Genomic DNA, 17,278 nt, shown 5'->3' with positions numbered 1-17,278 from the left:
CAGAGCTATCTGCCTGGTGAGCAATTTTAGGGTTTCTGTGTATTAAGCAGCTGTTTCAACTCCACCAGCTCCCCTTGCATATGCTGGATAGTCAGGGTCAGTTTTGCGATAGCTGCCATTGGGTCAAGATAGTACATGCCAGAGAGATCGTCGCTTTCGAGGTTAATCCCGGCAGGCAGGCCCGTACCTTTCACAACCTCAGGGGAGATCTCCTTCATGTCGTTAGCGATGAAGCCGAGCTGCCCCGGTTTCTTATCGAGAACTCCCCTGGCTTTCATATCGAAGAGAGCAACCTGCCATCTGCTCACTTCATCTGCTGCCTTTTCCCGGTCGGTCTGATAGACGATATTCTCTTTCAGCTCCCGGTCCGATGAAGTAACGGTGATCGCACCAACGTCACTGGTGTCGACATAAAGACGCATAGCCCCACTGGTCCAGAGCATGTTAAACGCACTCGCACTGTAACTGCCTTTTGTCCCGGAACGACACTGATAACCGCCTTCAACCTGAAGTATGCCCGTTCCGCCACCTGTGCCGCCTTTCAGTTCCAGGCTTGTGGTTCCTGATGCCCATAGTCTTGCAGAATAATCATTACTGGTAGAGCCGTAATGAAAATCGAGGAATGGCGATGCGGCTGATAATTCGATGGAAGAGAAGGTCGGCGAATCAGTACTTCCTAAACCAAGGTTTGTGCGAGCGTCTTCCTTGGTTTTCGCACCAGTGCCACCCTGGCCAACGCTGAGCGCGGTAGTCAGCCCGGAAAGGCTGGTGATGTCGCTGTTTGCCCCTTTCTTCGCCAGTGATTTCTGACCCGGTACCGTGACAGCTACGCCGTTAATCGTGATGGTGACGTCTGTAGTACCGTTCATTACATCAGCGAAACCGCTCATGTAACGCTGGTACATCGTGAACGTTTCAGCAATATCCTGCGCCAGGCCATCCACACTCAGGCTGTCGCTAAGCAAAATCGAATACTTCGTCCCCGCAGGGATGGCAGGGCTTGCCGCAGGTGTCACGGTGAGACTGGTTGCCCCGCCGATAGCGGTAATCTGGAATACCTGGGCGGGACTGGTCAGCGCGATGACAGTGCATCCGTTGCGGATAAGCGAGCCCGCAGCATTAAAGGCTGTACCCGTTCCGGTAAGTGTATTGCCGCTGATCGCAATTGTGCCTGTTGTGTAAATCATATTTTCTCCACGCAATAAAAAACCCCGCCGGGGCGGGGTTGATATTAATCAGAATGGTTTATTTACAGGTGGTACTGGTGAACGTGTTTGCACTCATCCAGTTCCAGTTGAAGGGGTATCCGGCACGATACTGCGTCTGATTATTTTGTTTTCGGACGCCATAAATCTGCACGGTATTTTCCTGCCCGCCAATCATGGCCGTTCCTGTGCATACGGGTTGCTGTCTCTCAAGAACGCCAGTGCAGCCGGACAGCAAGATAACCGCAGCCAGGCAGCAAATTAGCTTTTTCATATTTATGATATCCCAGGGGTATTCATGAAGAGACACAATAGCAATATGAATCAGTGGGATATAATTGATTCGATAGATCAATTATCCGTTATTGATCGTTTAAAACGATCAATCATAGTTTTCGCAGTTGATGGCCATAATCACGTTTCTCATGTTTGAGTACGCGACATTTTGAAGACTTCCAGTGGGTGTCGTCTGCGGCCGGGCGTAAATACGCGTATTGCTGCCTTCAAGTTTTGCCATGCTCTTGTATATTGCTGCGTACGGCAGGGGCTGCCCTCCCGATGAAATTACCCCGGTGATCAGCCCGAGCATCACAGGCATACAGGCCCATTTCCCCGCCCTGGTTGTATTGATGTTATAGCCTGAGCTGGCATCTACCCCCGCGGTGCCGAGAGTGACTACGTCACTCAGTGTGCGTGTCTCGTTTGTTAAAATCAGCGTCCCTGAAGCATCCCAGACGGCCAGGCCATAATCCGGTTTTGTCTGCGGGAAGATTGAGAAAAAGTACACATAGGCCGTACCCGTCCCCCCTGGTCTGAGAAAATCGACGGTGATTGTGTTTCCGCTAATCTTCTGGGTGATCTCCACTTCGACCGTGCAATGGACAAAAGCCACAACCGGCTGACCCGCGGTGAAAGTATGCGTAACCTGGGTGTTAAACCCCGATGTACCTTGCAAAGCAGCCGTTTTGCGAGCCTGTAATGCGATGGGTGTGCTGTTTGATGTCACCCACACTTCACCGCTCGTTGTCGCCAGTAAAACCCCATACTGCGCCATTTAAACCTTCTCTATCTGGAAAATTAAATAAGCCGCAGCCGCGGGCTCCGTTCCAGCTGAGTAGTCAGTATCACCGGCCGCCGAAACAGTTGCGGTACCCCCTGAGAGGGTGACCTTTCGCCGCCCCGTTCCCCACTGATCATCATTCATGATCTGGAAATAAGTCAGCTTACAGCCCGGGGGAAGTGGCACGGAATAAGAGCCTGTTTTCTGGTTAACGGCCAGCTGGAGAGTGCCACTCACACTGACTGGTTTGATGCCGTAGTTGTTAACCTTGCCGGACGCGTCCCATGTTTGAACACCGTATTCAGCCATACTTTTCACCCTAAAAATCAGGCCCTCATATGAGGCCCCGTATTTACCATGTACCGGTAATTCTCCCGATCTGTACCCTCAGCACGTTACTGGAATCCCTGACGCTGATTGTCTGGTTTGTTTGTTTCATGGCCCCTTCGCCAGTTGTCGAACCGTAGTTCTCAAGCGTCCCCGTTCTGAAGTTTATTGATAACCCTGCCAGTCCCTGAACGTAATTAACCGAACTGATTGTTTCAGCCAGTTTTGCCCGGGTAATCGTGGCGTCTTTAATTAGGACATCGTTTATGAAGACCTGTCCGTTCTGGATAACAAACGGCAGAGTCACGGTCCCGCCCGCCTGGGTCATTACAGCGAAGCGGTCAGCCAGGAAGAGCACCTGCGTCTGCATACCCGCTGGCGTATTCTGAACACCAATCCCCATCCCCGCTACGTACTGGTTATTATTAGAATCAACAGCGACCTTAATGCTGTACATCGCATTCAGGTTGTTATTGATATCTGCCGACACCTGAGCGTTCTGGACAATAGCGGCCTGTTGACCGTTAACCGTGACCTTAAGCGAGTTGATTTGCGTTGCGGTAGCCTGGGTGAAATCAGCCAGGGTTTTAGAAAGGTCAGTGACGTTCGCCGTGTTCCCACCGGCACTTGAGTCCAGCGTTTTCAGCGATTCGGAAACGGCTTTGCTGGCATCAGCCATGACATTATCAACGCGTTCAATACTGGCTTTGTTGTCACCGTACTGCACGCTCAGGGTCATTCGCTGATTCGCCTGAGCAAGCGTACTGGTGATAAGCGCAATCGCGTTGTTCTGGATAGCGCCATTTGCCGTATCGGTTCTGGCTCCCAGCTCATCCAGGCGGGATGCCATAGACGATGTGGTATCCGTTACAACCTGCTGCAAACTGGTGATATCCGCGCTGTTCTGCGAGCTGGTCTGTCCGGCAGCATCCGCTTTGTCGGAAATTACTTGGGTCGCGGCAGTGAGCTGGTCAACTGCGGTGGCCCTGGCCTGCGTTTCATCGGACAGCGCCTGCCTGACCTCTGTAATGCCTGCCGCATTGTCTGCCGTTTCCGCCTCCAGCCGGGTGACGTCAGTAACACGCGCTTCCGTTTCCGTGGCAATCACTTCCCGGAGCTGCTCGAAGGTGGCAGTGTTGGCACCCTGCTGCGCCGTCTGACGAACAACGACATCAGCGATGGCCAGCGCGTTGCCAATAATGGCTTCCGCCGTCTGCTTGTTCGAGCCTACAGCAGCCGCCAGCCCCTCAGCATTCTCCTTAATCGCATCAGTCAGTTCAGCCAGTTTGTCACTGCTGGCCACGGCATCCTCGATCAGGTCCTTAAAGCTTTCAGAACCTTTGATGTCCTCGAGGATTGCATCAGTGATATCCGATATATCCACGCTGGACTGGCCACGAACCCATTCGGTCCAGTCGCTCTGGTTGCCTAAGCGATCAACGAGCCTTGCCCGGTACCAGAATGTTTTTCCGGCAAGCAGTCCCATCTGCTGGTAGGACGATGAGGGATAAGGCACGTCTGCCAGCAGTAGCGGGGAATCACCGTTCGCCGTGGCGCTGTAGTGGATTTCTGTCTTCTGCGTGTCCTGCGCCCCGGTCGGAAATCCCCAGGATATACCGATCCCAAATACTAAAGGCTGTGTAGCGAGATTCACGGGCATCGGTGGTTTTCCGACCTTACCCGTAAGCTCCGTCTCGGCTGACGTAGCCCAGAGCGAGGCAATATCGAGCGCGTTAACCGCGCGGATTCTAACCACGTAGCGACCGGCATAAATCCCGTCGACCTCAAAGCGCGTGTTGCCGGTGCGCGGAACATTAATCCAGTCGCCGTTGTTCTGACGCCACTGCGCCTCATAGGCAACGGCATTTTTGACGGTATCCCACGTAACAACCATCGTGGTGATGCCTATCCCCTGTTCAACACGGTACACGCTGGAGATAGTGATATTTTCCGGCATCCCCTGTCCGCGAGGCGGAACAACGCTAATGGGTCTGTCTTCAATCACGGCCCCGTCATCAACGCGCGGAAACTTATTCGGATTGTAAGGCAGGCCGTTAATGGTGACCGTGTTATCCGAATTAACCATAAGCCGCTTAACGCGGAACAGCTGAATGGCTAAATCAGGCTGGTCAAGAACCCACGCCGATTCGGCATTTGGAGCAACGCTGTACGCTGTCTCAACGGTCACGGCGCGTCCAGAGACGCTTTTCACCTTCCTGCCTTCAGATTTGCCGGTGGGCAGGTTAACGATAAGCGTGTCCCCCGCTTTCGCGGTCGTAATACGGTCCAGCGTTATTTTCGTTCCTGAGGCTGCCGCCACGCGACCACCGTTGTCACGACCAACCAATGGAGCGTTATTGATGCCGATAACCTTGCCTATACGTGGGATACGCCCTTCCATCCCTGTTTTAAATTCCACGCCATTGTCATCTCGATTCGTTTCTATAGCGTAAAGCCCGTGCCTCTGGGCTTCTGATTCCCGCGTACACCCGATGCGGGACATCTCTATGGTATTAAACCCGAAACGGTTCGAGACTTCCGGTACCCAGGCACTGGCCTGATCGTCCTGATAGCCGTTTGCGGGATTGCTGTAGGTGACGATTGCTGATGAGTAGTTCGTCTTCTCCGATGTGCTGGAGAAATTAAACGCGCCCACTATATTCGACTTATTGAACACAAAATCAGGATCCAGCTCGCGGGGCATATCCGCGTCAACCGACAGAAGATTGTTGGACCAGCTGATCATCCCTCTGAAGATGTTCGCCAAATCCATCAGCACGGTCCATGCATCGGTACGCTGAGAAATGTACAAATCGCAGAGATACCGCGCCTCTTTCCCGCCGGCACCGTCAGAAACAGGTGCATCGCAATACTGTGCTATCTGGTACAGGGTCCATTTATCAACTAAATCCGCAGTGATCCGTTTTCCCAGTCCGTATCGCTTGTTCAGCACAAGATCGTAAAAAATCCAGGCAGGGTTGTTTGTCCAGGCCCACTTAAACGTTCCGTCCCAGATGCCACTGTAGGTACGGGAAACAGGATCGTAATTCGCCGGTACGCGGACGATTATTCCCTTCATTCCTACGGTGACGTTTGGCGTTCTGCCGTCAAACAGCTTAGAGTCGAACTGGATAAACAGCAGCGATGTGTGCGGATAGCGCAGCTTGGCATCGACAATATCTGTCATCGACTCAATACGAGAAGTATCCGCATGTCGCCCGTCGCTGGTATTTTCAGTCAGGCGTCGGACACGGATTTGCCAGCCGGATGTCGCTGCAGGCAGGTCGATTCGATAGCTCCGCTCATACCCGGTATCTGCAATACCGTCCGCTGCATCCTTACCGTATTCAACGTAGGAACTGCCATCGGTTGAAATATCGATAGCGAACTCAATCCGATATCCATTCTTCCCACCACTGTCGCGCAGTGAATAAACGCCGTTCGGAAATTTAAAACGCAAACGCACGGCCGATAGTTGGGTGTTGTTAATGGATTTAACCCACGGTGTCCCGTATTTCAGTTCCGTGCCGATGCTTATTTCGTTCTCAACGGCCGGGAAGCCAGCAATATAGTCCTGGTCCAACGTTCCGCTGCGCCACTCCCACGTCACACCTGGAAAGTTTTCATTGCCAGCATCATCAAGCAGTGGAGTGCCATCGAGATAAATATCTTTACCGGTAAAGTCTCCTGCAGCTTCCCCCTCGGTCAGCGCAAGCAGAATTTTCATGTACGCTACAGAGGCAATCTCGGTACCACGATTGCCACCTTTATCACCGCCGCCACCGCCTCCTTTCGAACCTCTGATTACTGCCATATGCAAACTCCGGGCAAAAAAAATCCCGCCTGTGCGGGAAAATTAAACATGTCGCGAGATAAGCTTTATTGCTGTTCTTCTGCGTAGATGCCGCCGCTGATAAGAACACCAGCGATCAGACGCTTACCGTAGAGAAGATTGACGCCGTTTCCGGCTGCCGACTGGTTGATTGGGGAGCCAAACGAATAGCTTTTCCGGGTATCACCGGAGTCCATCGTCATGCCCTGTGTTCCGCTGGGCGTGAGCATCTGGACAACGCCCCCAAGCATCATCGCAGCCCCCATTTTGTAGAGGAACGGTGAAGCCACTGCCGCTGGCGTAAAACTCAGCGCAAAGCCAACCACTACCAGCACAGCACCAAAGATGGTCTGGAATACCCCGGCTTTTTTACTGCCAATAATCACCGGCGCAATCTTGATAACATCATGCACACCATTCAGGCGCATTTCTTCTGCAGTTATGTTACGGGAACCGTTAAAGACGCTGTACGTAACGCCTCGTCCTTCACTCGTATCAAGCCAGCGCTCAAAGCCGGGAAGCATGATACAGAGCGCCCTGATGGCCTCCCGTACCGATGAGACTGACAAACGATGCTCACGTCCGAATAAAGCTCCAAGTTTGCCATAGAGCCGCACAAGCACCATTTTCTCAACTGTATTCATCGCCATTCTGATACCTCAGGGTCAACATTGTTCTCTCGCGCCACATGCCGCCATAGGGAACGACTTCACTCAGCCTGCCGTACATGTGGTGCAGCATTTTCCCGTTGCCCAGATAGATGCCTGCGTGATTGATTTCTTCCGCCTTATACTGCATCAGGATCACATCCCCCACTTGCAGCTCGTCAGCGTGTGAATAAAATCCCGCTTCGGCATAATGTTTAACGTATAAATTTTCGCCGCGTGTCCACCAGTTATCTTCACGGTGAAAATCAGGCAATTCGATACCCTGCTCCTGCTGGTACCAGTCCCGGATAAGTCCGTAGCAATCCCAGCTACCGTGTATAAAAGGCCGCTTAAGAATCGGGGGCTTGTCTGCCGGTGTTGTCACCGTGAACTCGCCGCCTGGCCACGACATGATCACCCATGGCAATCCGGAGTCATGGCACGATTTCAGATCGTCGGAAGAAGCATGTGGCCCCGCATCCGGGTGTGAATGGACGATAGCCAGCACTTCCCCCATATCTTCTGCATCCGTCCAGGCCTGCGCAGAAATCATGAAGTGCTCGGTGGGGTGTTCGTGTGAATTAATGCAGGGGATGTACCGGCGCTGGCGCGTTGAGCGAATAATCAGGCCACAGCATTCATTGGGATAGGCTACAGCAGCGTGTTTTTCAATTGCGGTAATAAGTCGCAGGCTCAGCATGATTAAATCCTTGTGATCGCAATTGCCGGAAAACCGCCAAACGGCAGCTGCTCATCTTCCCCCCAGCGCAGCTTGCAGCCAGCGACCGTACCGGAGCACACATCATCCGCAGGGTTATCAACCGGATTGCCGAACTTGTCGAAATACCGAGATCCGGTATACCCGCAATCTGCGCCACGATACTGGCCCTGCAGGCACCAGGCGCACCGACTGGTCATTTGCCTTGCCGGAATCTTTTGCCCAGTAACGTCAACAGGCGAGCTCAGCTTAAACTGAACGTCAGTTTCGTTATCTGCGATTTTACTGTCGATATAAAACACCTCCAGTTGCTCGGCTGTCGGATCGGCTTGCGGGTTTCCGTCAGGAAAGTTACTGGCATCGAGGTAATGTGCATACGTTCGGTGAATGGTGACCTTTGCCTGTTTCATATCCTGAAACAGGCGGCACAGCGCGGAAATCGAACCATCCAGATTCCCAACGGATAATTTGGGAGTCACCGGTGCACCCTCTCCGTTCGCTTCAATATCTTCAATCTGACATGGCCAGAGATCGTATCTGATGCCCTGCCAGTAAATCGGCTTTCCGGGGAGTTTTGACTCATCATTGCCGGCAGCGATAATCTCAGCCTCCGTGTAAGGTATCGCATGGTTGTGGAAATAGAGAACATCGGCTCCGAACGCAGAGCCATCGACTTCAAACAGGATGATCTTATTGCCGGGTTCAAGTTTTTGATCGTCAGCAGTTATCCCCATAAAACCCTCTAATGTGGATATGTGGCACCTATAACAAAAACCCCGCAATGCGGGGTTTCATATGGATGAACAGTTAATTGGTTAGCTATGTGGCTCTGCCCTATATGCCGTGACAAATGTGACTGTAATGGTCATGCGCGCAAAATCCAGAGCAGTGACTTTCAGTTGTGATGCCCGGTAGAGACCTATCTCCCCTAAAGGGTTAGTCCATTTGAATGCTTTGACTTCGCCATGCTCACGCAAAAACTTGAGCACAGGCTTCATATCCTCATTCATACCGGTGAACGTTAATGGCCACGACTGCGTCTCCGGATTTATGCCGTCTCCGGTTACTGCCTCATAGCCATCACCGTATTGCACACTGCTGGTTCGGTACTTTATGTCTGCCGTTGGACCATTACGCGGAGACCAGGTAAACGTCTGCAATGCCATCAGGTCGTCCTCATTTTGGTGTCAATCATTCCTCCGTTGGCCAGTTCGCGGTCAAGCGTTTCAATTACAAGCTGCTTGAGTCGGGCTTTGGTTTCGCTGGTCAGAAGCTCCTGACTTTTTGAGGAAGGTTCCTGGCTCGCGCCGCCCTGCTGAATGACCTGCAGCGGAATAGTTAAAGAAAAGTGGATGCTGCCCTGGCCAGCAGAAGGCTGCGAATATGCTTCGCCGGATGGTTTTGCTATACCGCCGCCAACCAGCCCCCCTTCTGCATAGCCATTGCCGTATGTAAGCTGATTCAGGAAGCCGAGCATTCCAGGCTTATTTACTACCGATTGCGGCACTACCCATTCGCCACGGTGAACCACACCGGCTACGTCATGTTTGCCACCGTCGCCGGTATAACCGCCATCAGCGAACCCAAACCAGCTACTGATGCCAAGAGCTGATGCACCAGATTTGATGGCGTTCATCATCAGCATCTTCGTGATCATTTTGCCAATATCATCAATAATCGACACGGCCAGCGATTTGAAATCCCCTTTTCCCTTCGATGCGACATCCCAGAGGGCGGTCCCCATGCCGTCCATAGCATTCACGGCGATGTTGCGAACCTGGGTAAACTGATTCTCAGCGTCGAGGCCCCAGTCTGTGAGCCCTTTCTTCATGCCGTCATACCAGGACTCTTCAACCTGTTTTTTCCGCTCAGCACCGCTACGCACAATTTCCAGCTGTTTGTGCTCTTCATCCCTCAGCACCTCCGTCTGTTTCCGGTACAGTTCGGAACTGTGATCGGTAATAGTTTTATCCTGCTCTTCCCGGAGCTTTGCAAAACGCTCCCGAACCTGCTGCTGAGCAACCATCTGGTCATACGCATCGGAGCTCATGGTCATCTGGGCGACACTGTTCGCATATTCCTGCTGCAGCTGCAGCGTTGAGCGGTAAAGCTCCTGGTTCTGCTCCTGAATCTGTAGGCCGAGTTTGCGCTGTTGGTTGGCTTTATCCAGGCTGGCGTTAATTTCCAGTTGGTGACGCAGCTCAGTTTCCTGCGCCATAATGCTGCGCTGGCCAGCGGTCAGGATACGCTTCTCTTTAAGGTCCGCGATTTCCTGGTTGAACTGCGCCAGTTTCTTTTCCGACTGTGTCAGCGTCTCGGTCTGTTCGTTCTGGGATCGCAGCGCAGCCTCTTCCTGCCGAAGCTGATTCAGGCGGGTAGTCGCAGCATCGTCGCTGTACGTCTTCTCGCGGGATTTTTTCTGCTCGGCATACATTTTGTCGATGCCGCGCATTGCCTGCGTGTATTCAGCCGTTCCTTTGGTGAAACTGGCATTAACAAGCGCAACGGCATCGGCCCGCTCTTTTTCACGCGATGTGCCGGCTTTTAGCAGCCCTGAAAGCGTGTTTTCATCTTTCAGACGCTTCGAGATTTCTTCCCGCTGCTTTTTCTGCGCCTGATACTGCTTTTCAGCCTCTTCACGCTGCTTAATCGCAGGGTCAGGAGTGGTATTGAGGTCAGCTCCTGCACCGGCAGCCATCGCCTGTGCGGTGGCTATGTGCGCATCGCCCATCGTTTTAAACGCATCTGACACAAAGTCTTTCAGCGATTTCCATGCGCCTTTCAGTCCACCTACGTTCGCTTCCTGCTCCTTAAGTTTTGTATCAAGGTCATTCATCGCCGCCTGCTGCAGAAGCGCCGTTGCTTCAGAGCTTTTCCCCTGGCGCTCGAGCGTGACTATCTGGTCTATCATGCTGCCGTTGAGCAAAATCCCCTGGTCGGTAAGCTTCTGAAGCGCCTGCAGCGGATCGCCTTTCAGGCTCGACAGTAGCGACACGAGATCGTCGGAACTCTGCCCTATGTCCTCCATTCGCGTGCCGAGGCTGGCGACCTGCTCCAGCATAGTGCCGCCGAACCCCACCGACACGGATGCCGTAACAGCTTTAACGGCACGATCCGAATCACCGAGGCTGGAGGTCAGGTTCTGCAGATACATCACCGACATAACGGACTGCTGGCCGGATTTCTGTAACGCCTGCGTATACCCTTTAATGACCGCTTCGCTGTTGGAGTAGGCCGAGTAAATCGCAGTCACCGCACCGGCGACGGCAATGACGGCCAGCCCGACAGGACCGCCGACCATCGCCATCGCGCCGCGCAGCAGGCCCGCGCTGGCTGCAGCGGCTCGCTGACCTAACGACAGCTCCTGGCTGACCACGGCCAGCTGCCGCGTTGAGGTGGCCAGTTGCTGCTTCCCGGCAGACTCGGCAATATCAGCCGTCAGCACCGTTTTCGTCGCTTCTGCAAGAATACCCTTCGCCTTCGCTTCAGCAAGATTCGCCTCCTGGATGGTTCGGGCGTTTTTAACGTGCTCGGCCTCATAGCTGACGGCCAGCCCGTACTGCTTGTTCACCTCGGCCTGTTTGGCAAAATGCTCATCAAGCGCATAGGCGCGCTCGCGGTCGGCGCGCGCGGCCTCGATGGTTTTTACCGCGATGTTCTGCTTCTCAATAGCTTCAGCACGCAGCTGCCTGGCGCTTTCAACCGAGCCCTGCGCGGCACTTATCTGCGCCTGGGTAAACTCAATTTGAGCCTGCCGCTGGGATTTCAGGCCCGTAATGCTGTTATCCAGCGCGGTGCTCATACCCTCGCTGAGGGCCGAAACCAGCGCCGTAGTGATAGAACTTCCGGCAACGTTGCTGCCAGCTGAAATGTTGGCCAGCAGACCTCGCATTTCATCCAGCCCGGTCAGCCGTTTGTCGACCGTTTTGCCAAGCTTGTTAAAGTCGGCGTCCAGCCCGGTAATCCCCTTGCCCAGCCCTTCAAACGACTGCCGGGTTTTCTGATTGTCCGTCTGGACTTTCCTGTTAAATTGCTGGGCGCTGCTGTCCGCCGTTCGCATAGCATCAGCAAACTGTGATTTAAAGCTGGCGGAGTTGAGATGCAGCGCGACAGCCAACGACGCAACGTCAGCAGCCATGTCCTAATATCCTGAAGCAGTCAGCGAACTGCTGGTCGCTTTCAGATTGCGCAGCAGTCACCGAAGGGGAGTTAACCGGCGCTGGCGTTTCGGCCTCCGTTTTCAGGAGATCGAAATAGGCCTGCCAGTGGGTCAGTATGTTCGCCGGAAGCTCGGCTATTTTGCGGGGGTCCTTCTCGTCCCATCGGTCCGCCAGCGTGAACAGCAACCTGAGATGGGGCGAGTCGGTTAGTTTTTTGTGGCTTCCTCCAGCGTGCCGTAAGAATGGCGCTGAACGAGCGTGACCGCGTCGAGAAGATCGGTGTTCGAGTGCGCGGCCATCAGCTGGTCGGCGGTGGGCAGTTCGCTGGCTTTTGGCTTGCTGCCGTCTTCATTGACCAGCGCCGCCAGAAACAGGTTTACCCCCATCGCGGACAGTTCTCGCGACGGAAGTTTGGCCTGACGCCCGACTTCAACTTTGTCGTTATAGTCATCCAGCTCGGCGCTGGTCAGACGACGAAGATACACTTTCTGGCCCAGGAGCGTTTGTTCAACGGTGGTATTAAGCGGATTAACGAGAGATTTGTAGTTCATGGTTTTTATCCTGTTTCATTAGTAAAAACCCCGCTACCGACGCGGGGAAATAGAAGGTTACTCGCCACCACCGGATGGCTGCTCAACGGACCATTTAACGCTGTTCTGCTTGCCGTAGACCTCAACCTGCAGCACTTTGCCTTTCGGCGTGTCAACGGCCTGCAGGCTCCAGCCAGCCAGCACCAGTTCGACTTCTGAAATGCGCTTGTTTGGGAACTTCATGAAGAAGACCACCGTTTTTTTCGCATCGGCGTCGCTCAGCAGCGCTTCCTGCACGGTATCGGATGGATCGTCAATGAAGACGAGCGTTTTATCCTCGCCCTCGCCCATGTCGGCCATGTATTTCGGCTCCGTGTCGATGAGGCGCGTCACTTCGAGGAAGGTGCCTTTTTTCCCCGTGGCACCAATCCCCATAGCGCTCTGCAGAAGCGCTGCGGTGGTAATGGTTGCGCCCTTCTGACCGTAGCGAACCTCGGTACCCGCAGGGAGTACCGCGTACTCTGACGGGGATTTGATTTCTGGATCTGCCATTTACTCTCTCCTGATTGCTAACGCCCTTCGAGGCCCAGCCGGATTTCTGCGGCCAGCACTATAAGTATTTTTTGAACGTTGTAGTCCATCGCCGGACGAATGAAGGGGGCGGCAACCTGTTTGACGGTGCCGAACTCCTGCGCCAGCGCTTTCATGTGGTGAATTTTGCTGGGACCGACGCGCAGCGTAACGATAGTGTTATAGCGCGAGGTCTCTGCCACGTTGGTGCTGCGGATTTTGATGGAGTCACGCATGTGCGACCCGATGCTTTCCTCATCAAAACCGGCGTGCTGCCGCATATCCTGCTCAACGACCGCAAGCGCAGCGCGTCCGGCATCGCGCAGGAGTTTCACCCCGACTTTTTTGTCGATGCTTTCCAGCAGCCGGTCAAACTCCTTCCCGGAGGGGAACTTAATGTCCATCTGCATGGTGTTTACTCCGGAACGGTGAAGATGAAGTCGCGAACCAGCCGATACTGGATGCGATTGTTGGGAAACGTGGTTTTCCCCTGCTGTATGCCTCCGCGCTCAACGTACTGGACGGGCTGCCCCTCCAGTTGGCCATGAACAATTCCCTTCCATTCAGCCCAGAGCGCCCCGTCGAACTGAAGCAGCGACGTGTACCGGTCGACAACATAAAGCGAAATCTGTATCCGTACCTCGGACAACCCGGTCCGCCTCAGTCCGTCACCGACCTGCGGGTCGGAAATACGCTGGAACGTCGCGCCTTCCTGTACCGTATCCGGAAGCAGCAGCGGGTACGTATCCAGCCCGGTGATCCGCTCGACGGCGGTTTTAATTGCTGGCTCGATCATGCCGTGAATCCGCCTCTCCGGTGATAATTATCCGATCCGTCAGGCGCTCGACGTTACGAACGGTATATACCCGGTCCGCTGTCGATACCTTCCAGTCCACGTCAACCTTACGCAGGTACAGCGTGAAAAGGCACGTTTCGACGACCTGCTGCTGGTCCAGCGTCCGGACCTTCCGCCCGGAGACCAGCTCCTTTTTGGACCAGGCCTTTCCGGCGCTCACCTCACGGGCCGGAAGCGTCTCGCCGAGCTCGCCGCGTTCTGTTTCCATGTAGCTGAGTGTTATCCGGCAGTTCAGCTCGCCGGGGCGCAGGGGGGCACTCATACGGTATGCTCCATTAGCGGGAACAGCAGGTACTCAACGCCCAAATCGGACGGCGAACCTTCTGCCGTGCCGGTGGGATTCAGATACCATTGCGAGACCATCATCTTCGCGGCCAGCTTGATATCTTCATCAATGATGTAACCCGTCTCACCGTCAGGCAGTGCGTCAAGCTGCGCCTGGCTCTCTACCAGCTTGCAGTAGTAGCTGCGCTCTATACTGCGCTGAGCCGCGTCAATCAGGCTGGTCAGCAGGCTGTCGTGTTCATCAAAATCCAGCTCGAGGCGCAGCTGGGTTTTGGCTTCAGCCAATGTCAGTATCATGCGCGTCATCGTCCTTATTCGGTTGAAGGGCGCGTTCTGCATCTTTTGCCCAGACGGCGATATTTCGGTCCACCATGTCCTGAGCGACGGCGCTGTCAAAGCAGGCCACATCGCCACGGCTGTAGCGGCTGAACGGTCCAAGGAAAGTCACCGCAACGCGCCCGTTTTGTACCGAAGCGACTTTTCCAGTCAGTTTTGACATACGTTCCTCTGGGGTTTCGTCCTGTTTCGCATCACTACCTGAATCCGTATCGTCGCCGTCCGGACCTGGTTCGGTACCATCACCGTCACCACCGGCATCGCCTGCAGAACCGGTGTTAACGTCTGCTGCCGGTGCCGAAGTATCAGCCGCCGCTGCGGTCGTTACCGCAGGCTCGGCGTTGGTGTCGTTGGCGGTATCTTCTTTCTGAGTGTTTTTGGTTTTAAGAGCCATGATGTTCACCTGTAAAAAAGCCCGCACAGCGGGCTGTTAATCACGATTGTCGGAGTTTTACCAGGTAACGCCGGTACCCAGCGCCAGGCCTTCGATATGGCGGAAGCCGATATCGTGCTCCATGATGACGCGGATCAGGGACTGGTTACGCGCGAACGCGGAAACGGTGTTCCCCTCTGCATCGATGTAGGTCGCCTCGCGGGAGAAATCGACCACCATTGCGCCGTCTTCACCAATCAGAACATCGTTGAAGTCAGCAAAGTAAATCTCAGACTCCTTGCCGCCCGTGCCCAGGTTCGCTGGAATAGTTGAGGTGCGCTCAATCGGATAGCCTTTCAGGTTACCCACTGCCATTTCCGGATAAACCTTGTTGCCGTTCCCGTCGCGCAGGCCAAACAGCTTCATGTAGGTGCGGTTGGACATACCCCAGCCGCACTTCAGCATGTTGCTGTTACCGTCCATCGCCATCAGGATCAGCGCATCAAGGTAGGTATCGATGGTCTGCAGGTTCACGTCTTCATCCGCAACCCATGGAAGCGTGCGGCTACCCGCCGTGGCCACGGCCTTCATCCCTTTCGGGGTGTCGTTGGTGCCGTCATCGCGGAGGAACGCCTTATCTTCGCGGGTGGAGATGCCGCTGATGATATCGCCCAGCACCAGCTGCTCAACGTTGAACCCGGCGCGACCAATCAGCTGGTTGGAAAGCGGCACCATGGTGATCAGCGTTTTGGCGTTCAGTTTGACGTCATCGAAGGTCGCACCGCTCGCCTTCACATCCTTGCCTTCACCGACATAGCTTGCCGTTGAGCCGCTGGCCAGTCGCGGGATCGCCAGGTTACCGTTCGGCAGCGGAATGCTTCGTGCCCCGAGTTTACGCACGATGGTGCGGTCGCGCAGGAGCTCAATCACCTCGTTCTGCATGTTCTGAGGAACGAGCGCGCCGCCGGAATCGGCAGCAGTGGTGATCGCCATCGACAGCCCCTGATCGTTCAGGTCTTCCGCAGCGAACGCAGCGGCCTGCTGCAGGTCTCCCTTACCTGCCGCGATGGCCATCACCATGCGGGTCATGCCTGCGCCTTTGTACTGTGCCGGTTCGGCTTTGACCTGCACAGACGGTGCGTTACGACCGTTCTGCGCAGCCTTCACCGGAATCGCCGTGGTGGCGGCTAGGCGTTCTGCCGCTTCCAGACGCTGAATGGACGCCGAAAGCTCATCAAACTGAGCCTGCAGGCCAGTGAATTGCTCCAGTTGCTCCGCGCTCAACGTGCCGCCATTCATTTCAATCTGTGCCAGGGCCTGAACCTGAGTGTTAATACCCGCACGCTGGCGACGCAGTTCTTCGATTTTGTTCATCGTTTTTCTCTCTTTTACGCATAAAAAAAGCAGCCATCTGGCTGCTTACGGTGACGCTTCGCGTCGGGTTACATACGGGCCTGCTGATCCATTGCAGCGGCACGTAACTGGATACTGGATTGCTGGGACGAGGGTTTGTATTTCGCGGCAATCGCGTTGATGGCTGACTGAGGATCGGACATCTCATCTGCCAGCCCTGCAGCGACGGCGTTCTGCCCGAAATACAGCGCGGCCTGGGTGCCAATAACGGCGTCGATATCTATGCCGCGATACTGCGAGACGGAGGACGTGAACGTCTGGTACGCGCCGTCGATCATCGCCTGTATCTGGGACGTGGCCAGCTCCGTCAGCGGTTCATGTGGGGAGCCGTTGTTCTTGTTATCGCCGCGCGAGAACGTGGTAAATTTCAGCCCCACACTCTCCTCCCATTTCGACAACTCCATATGCTCCAGAATGACGCCGATGGAGCCCACGCCGCTAGTTTCGCTGACGATGATTTTGCTGCAGGCTGACGCGATAAAGTACGCCGCAGAGAACGCGCTGAAGTTCACGATGGCCGTGATGGGCTTCGCGTTGCGCGACTGGTAGATATAGTCCGCCAGCTCCTTACAGCCCGATACCGCGCCGCCGCCCGAGTTAATATCAAGCACGATTTCTTTGATACCCGGGTCGTTCAGCAGCGTGGTCAGCTGGCCGCGAATACGCTCGTAGCTGTTCAGCTCCGTACACATATTCACAATCTGGCCACGCCGGGGGACAAGGATGCCGTGGACGGGAATAACACCCACGCCGACACCACCTTGCTGCGGTTCGTTCGTTTCCTGTGAATCATTCGGCCCTAGGGCCATTTCCATCGGGGCCGCATTCATGCCCTGCAGGCGGGGAACCAGGATCGACTTCACCGAATCCATGATTTGCCGCGTGGCGTAATGAGGCACCCCGAACACCTGGTCAGCCAGGTGCGGCAGGTTGATTAATTTCGACATTGTGTATACCTGTGAGAGC

Annotated in this window: 19 protein-coding genes; all 19 read right to left on the bottom strand. The window is 54.6% G+C overall.

The genetic code is table 11. The annotated features are described in order from the left end of the window. Positions 1-26: 26 nt before the first annotated feature. On the bottom strand, positions 27-1,187 hold the full coding sequence (locus HV107_RS20105) for a tail fiber domain-containing protein (protein ID WP_182060542.1): 1,161 nt from the start codon (positions 1,185-1,187) through the stop codon (positions 27-29). Positions 1,188-1,245: 58 nt separating this feature from the next. Then, entirely contained in the window at positions 1,246-1,479 is a 234-nt protein-coding gene (locus tag HV107_RS20100) for a cor protein (RefSeq protein WP_182060541.1), read from the bottom strand. A 108-nt stretch (positions 1,480-1,587) separates the two neighbouring features. Further along, positions 1,588-2,259, bottom strand: a complete 672-nt coding sequence (locus HV107_RS20095; RefSeq protein WP_182060540.1) for a hypothetical protein — start codon at positions 2,257-2,259, stop codon at positions 1,588-1,590. Beyond that, on the bottom strand, positions 2,260-2,574 hold the full coding sequence (locus tag HV107_RS20090; protein WP_182060539.1) for a hypothetical protein: 315 nt from the start codon (positions 2,572-2,574) through the stop codon (positions 2,260-2,262). A gap of 43 nt (positions 2,575-2,617) precedes the next feature. Continuing rightward, entirely contained in the window at positions 2,618-6,406 is a 3,789-nt protein-coding gene (locus tag HV107_RS20085) for a phage tail protein (protein ID WP_182060538.1), read from the bottom strand. 65 nt (positions 6,407-6,471) lie between these two features. Further along, positions 6,472-7,074, bottom strand: coding sequence for a tail assembly protein (locus HV107_RS20080; protein WP_182060537.1), 603 nt, complete (start codon positions 7,072-7,074; stop codon positions 6,472-6,474). Further along, complete coding sequence (locus tag HV107_RS20075; protein ID WP_182060536.1) at positions 7,055-7,771, bottom strand: C40 family peptidase; 717 nt, start codon at positions 7,769-7,771, stop codon at positions 7,055-7,057. Before HV107_RS20075 ends, HV107_RS20080 begins: the two co-directional genes overlap by 20 nt. A gap of 2 nt (positions 7,772-7,773) precedes the next feature. Next, positions 7,774-8,523 (bottom strand): phage minor tail protein L, encoded by a 750-nt coding sequence (locus HV107_RS20070; RefSeq protein ID WP_182060535.1) that lies wholly within the window; start codon positions 8,521-8,523, stop codon positions 7,774-7,776. Between the two features lie 81 nt (positions 8,524-8,604). Continuing rightward, entirely contained in the window at positions 8,605-8,955 is a 351-nt protein-coding gene (locus HV107_RS20065) for a phage tail protein (protein ID WP_182060534.1), read from the bottom strand. Beyond that, complete coding sequence (locus tag HV107_RS20060) at positions 8,955-11,927, bottom strand: phage tail tape measure C-terminal domain-containing protein (protein WP_182060533.1); 2,973 nt, start codon at positions 11,925-11,927, stop codon at positions 8,955-8,957. Before HV107_RS20060 ends, HV107_RS20065 begins: the two co-directional genes overlap by 1 nt. Before the next feature lie 228 nt (positions 11,928-12,155). After that, positions 12,156-12,500: a phage tail protein gene (locus tag HV107_RS20055; RefSeq protein WP_182060532.1), complete on the bottom strand. Its 345-nt coding sequence runs from the start codon at positions 12,498-12,500 to the stop codon at positions 12,156-12,158. Between the two features lie 57 nt (positions 12,501-12,557). Further along, a complete protein-coding gene (locus tag HV107_RS20050; protein WP_182060531.1) occupies positions 12,558-13,031 on the bottom strand; it encodes a phage tail protein in 474 nt (157 codons plus the stop codon). A 17-nt stretch (positions 13,032-13,048) separates the two neighbouring features. Beyond that, on the bottom strand, positions 13,049-13,459 hold the full coding sequence (locus HV107_RS20045; RefSeq protein WP_259349642.1) for an HK97-gp10 family putative phage morphogenesis protein: 411 nt from the start codon (positions 13,457-13,459) through the stop codon (positions 13,049-13,051). Between the two features lie 5 nt (positions 13,460-13,464). After that, positions 13,465-13,845: a hypothetical protein gene (locus HV107_RS20040; protein ID WP_182060530.1), complete on the bottom strand. Its 381-nt coding sequence runs from the start codon at positions 13,843-13,845 to the stop codon at positions 13,465-13,467. Further along, positions 13,826-14,167, bottom strand: coding sequence for a head-tail adaptor protein (locus HV107_RS20035; protein WP_182060529.1), 342 nt, complete (start codon positions 14,165-14,167; stop codon positions 13,826-13,828). Before HV107_RS20035 ends, HV107_RS20040 begins: the two co-directional genes overlap by 20 nt. Continuing rightward, a complete protein-coding gene (locus HV107_RS20030; RefSeq protein ID WP_182060528.1) occupies positions 14,164-14,487 on the bottom strand; it encodes a head-tail connector protein in 324 nt (107 codons plus the stop codon). Before HV107_RS20030 ends, HV107_RS20035 begins: the two co-directional genes overlap by 4 nt. Further along, positions 14,468-14,920, bottom strand: coding sequence for a hypothetical protein (locus HV107_RS20025; RefSeq protein ID WP_182060527.1), 453 nt, complete (start codon positions 14,918-14,920; stop codon positions 14,468-14,470). The genes HV107_RS20030 and HV107_RS20025 overlap by 20 nt, the downstream gene beginning before the upstream one ends. A 57-nt stretch (positions 14,921-14,977) precedes the next feature. Continuing rightward, a complete protein-coding gene (locus HV107_RS20020) occupies positions 14,978-16,273 on the bottom strand; it encodes a phage major capsid protein (RefSeq protein ID WP_182060526.1) in 1,296 nt (431 codons plus the stop codon). A 68-nt stretch (positions 16,274-16,341) separates the two neighbouring features. Next, positions 16,342-17,259 carry a S49 family peptidase gene (locus tag HV107_RS20015; RefSeq protein ID WP_182060525.1) on the bottom strand — a complete coding sequence of 306 codons (918 nt, stop codon included), beginning with the start codon at positions 17,257-17,259 and terminating at the stop codon, positions 16,342-16,344. Positions 17,260-17,278 lie beyond the last annotated feature (19 nt).

Source organism: Enterobacter sp. RHBSTW-00175, assembly GCF_013927005.1.
GTDB lineage: Bacteria > Pseudomonadota > Gammaproteobacteria > Enterobacterales > Enterobacteriaceae > Enterobacter.
Note: the sequence above shows the minus strand (reverse complement) of the source record. Positions and strands in the feature narration are given on the sequence as shown.

Coding starts and splice junctions, on each gene's coding strand:
- HV107_RS20040 (WP_182060530.1), bottom strand. CDS start 13,845: ATGATCGAGCCAGCAATTAAAACCGCCGTCGAGCGGATCACCGGGCTG.
- HV107_RS20025 (WP_182060527.1), bottom strand. CDS start 14,920: ATGGCTCTTAAAACCAAAAACACTCAGAAAGAAGATACCGCCAACGAC.
- HV107_RS20065 (WP_182060534.1), bottom strand. CDS start 8,955: ATGGCATTGCAGACGTTTACCTGGTCTCCGCGTAATGGTCCAACGGCA.
- HV107_RS20075 (WP_182060536.1), bottom strand. CDS start 7,771: ATGCTGAGCCTGCGACTTATTACCGCAATTGAAAAACACGCTGCTGTA.
- HV107_RS20020 (WP_182060526.1), bottom strand. CDS start 16,273: ATGAACAAAATCGAAGAACTGCGTCGCCAGCGTGCGGGTATTAACACT.
- HV107_RS20035 (WP_182060529.1), bottom strand. CDS start 14,167: ATGAGTGCCCCCCTGCGCCCCGGCGAGCTGAACTGCCGGATAACACTC.
- HV107_RS20080 (WP_182060537.1), bottom strand. CDS start 7,074: ATGGCGATGAATACAGTTGAGAAAATGGTGCTTGTGCGGCTCTATGGC.
- HV107_RS20095 (WP_182060540.1), bottom strand. CDS start 2,259: ATGGCGCAGTATGGGGTTTTACTGGCGACAACGAGCGGTGAAGTGTGG.
- HV107_RS20060 (WP_182060533.1), bottom strand. CDS start 11,927: ATGGCTGCTGACGTTGCGTCGTTGGCTGTCGCGCTGCATCTCAACTCC.
- HV107_RS20090 (WP_182060539.1), bottom strand. CDS start 2,574: ATGGCTGAATACGGTGTTCAAACATGGGACGCGTCCGGCAAGGTTAAC.
- HV107_RS20100 (WP_182060541.1), bottom strand. CDS start 1,479: ATGAAAAAGCTAATTTGCTGCCTGGCTGCGGTTATCTTGCTGTCCGGC.
- HV107_RS20085 (WP_182060538.1), bottom strand. CDS start 6,406: ATGGCAGTAATCAGAGGTTCGAAAGGAGGCGGTGGCGGCGGTGATAAA.
- HV107_RS20045 (WP_259349642.1), bottom strand. CDS start 13,459: ATGCAGATGGACATTAAGTTCCCCTCCGGGAAGGAGTTTGACCGGCTG.
- HV107_RS20050 (WP_182060531.1), bottom strand. CDS start 13,031: ATGGCAGATCCAGAAATCAAATCCCCGTCAGAGTACGCGGTACTCCCT.
- HV107_RS20105 (WP_182060542.1), bottom strand. CDS start 1,187: ATGATTTACACAACAGGCACAATTGCGATCAGCGGCAATACACTTACC.
- HV107_RS20015 (WP_182060525.1), bottom strand. CDS start 17,259: ATGTCGAAATTAATCAACCTGCCGCACCTGGCTGACCAGGTGTTCGGG.
- HV107_RS20055 (WP_182060532.1), bottom strand. CDS start 12,500: ATGAACTACAAATCTCTCGTTAATCCGCTTAATACCACCGTTGAACAA.
- HV107_RS20070 (WP_182060535.1), bottom strand. CDS start 8,523: ATGGGGATAACTGCTGACGATCAAAAACTTGAACCCGGCAATAAGATC.
- HV107_RS20030 (WP_182060528.1), bottom strand. CDS start 14,487: ATGATACTGACATTGGCTGAAGCCAAAACCCAGCTGCGCCTCGAGCTG.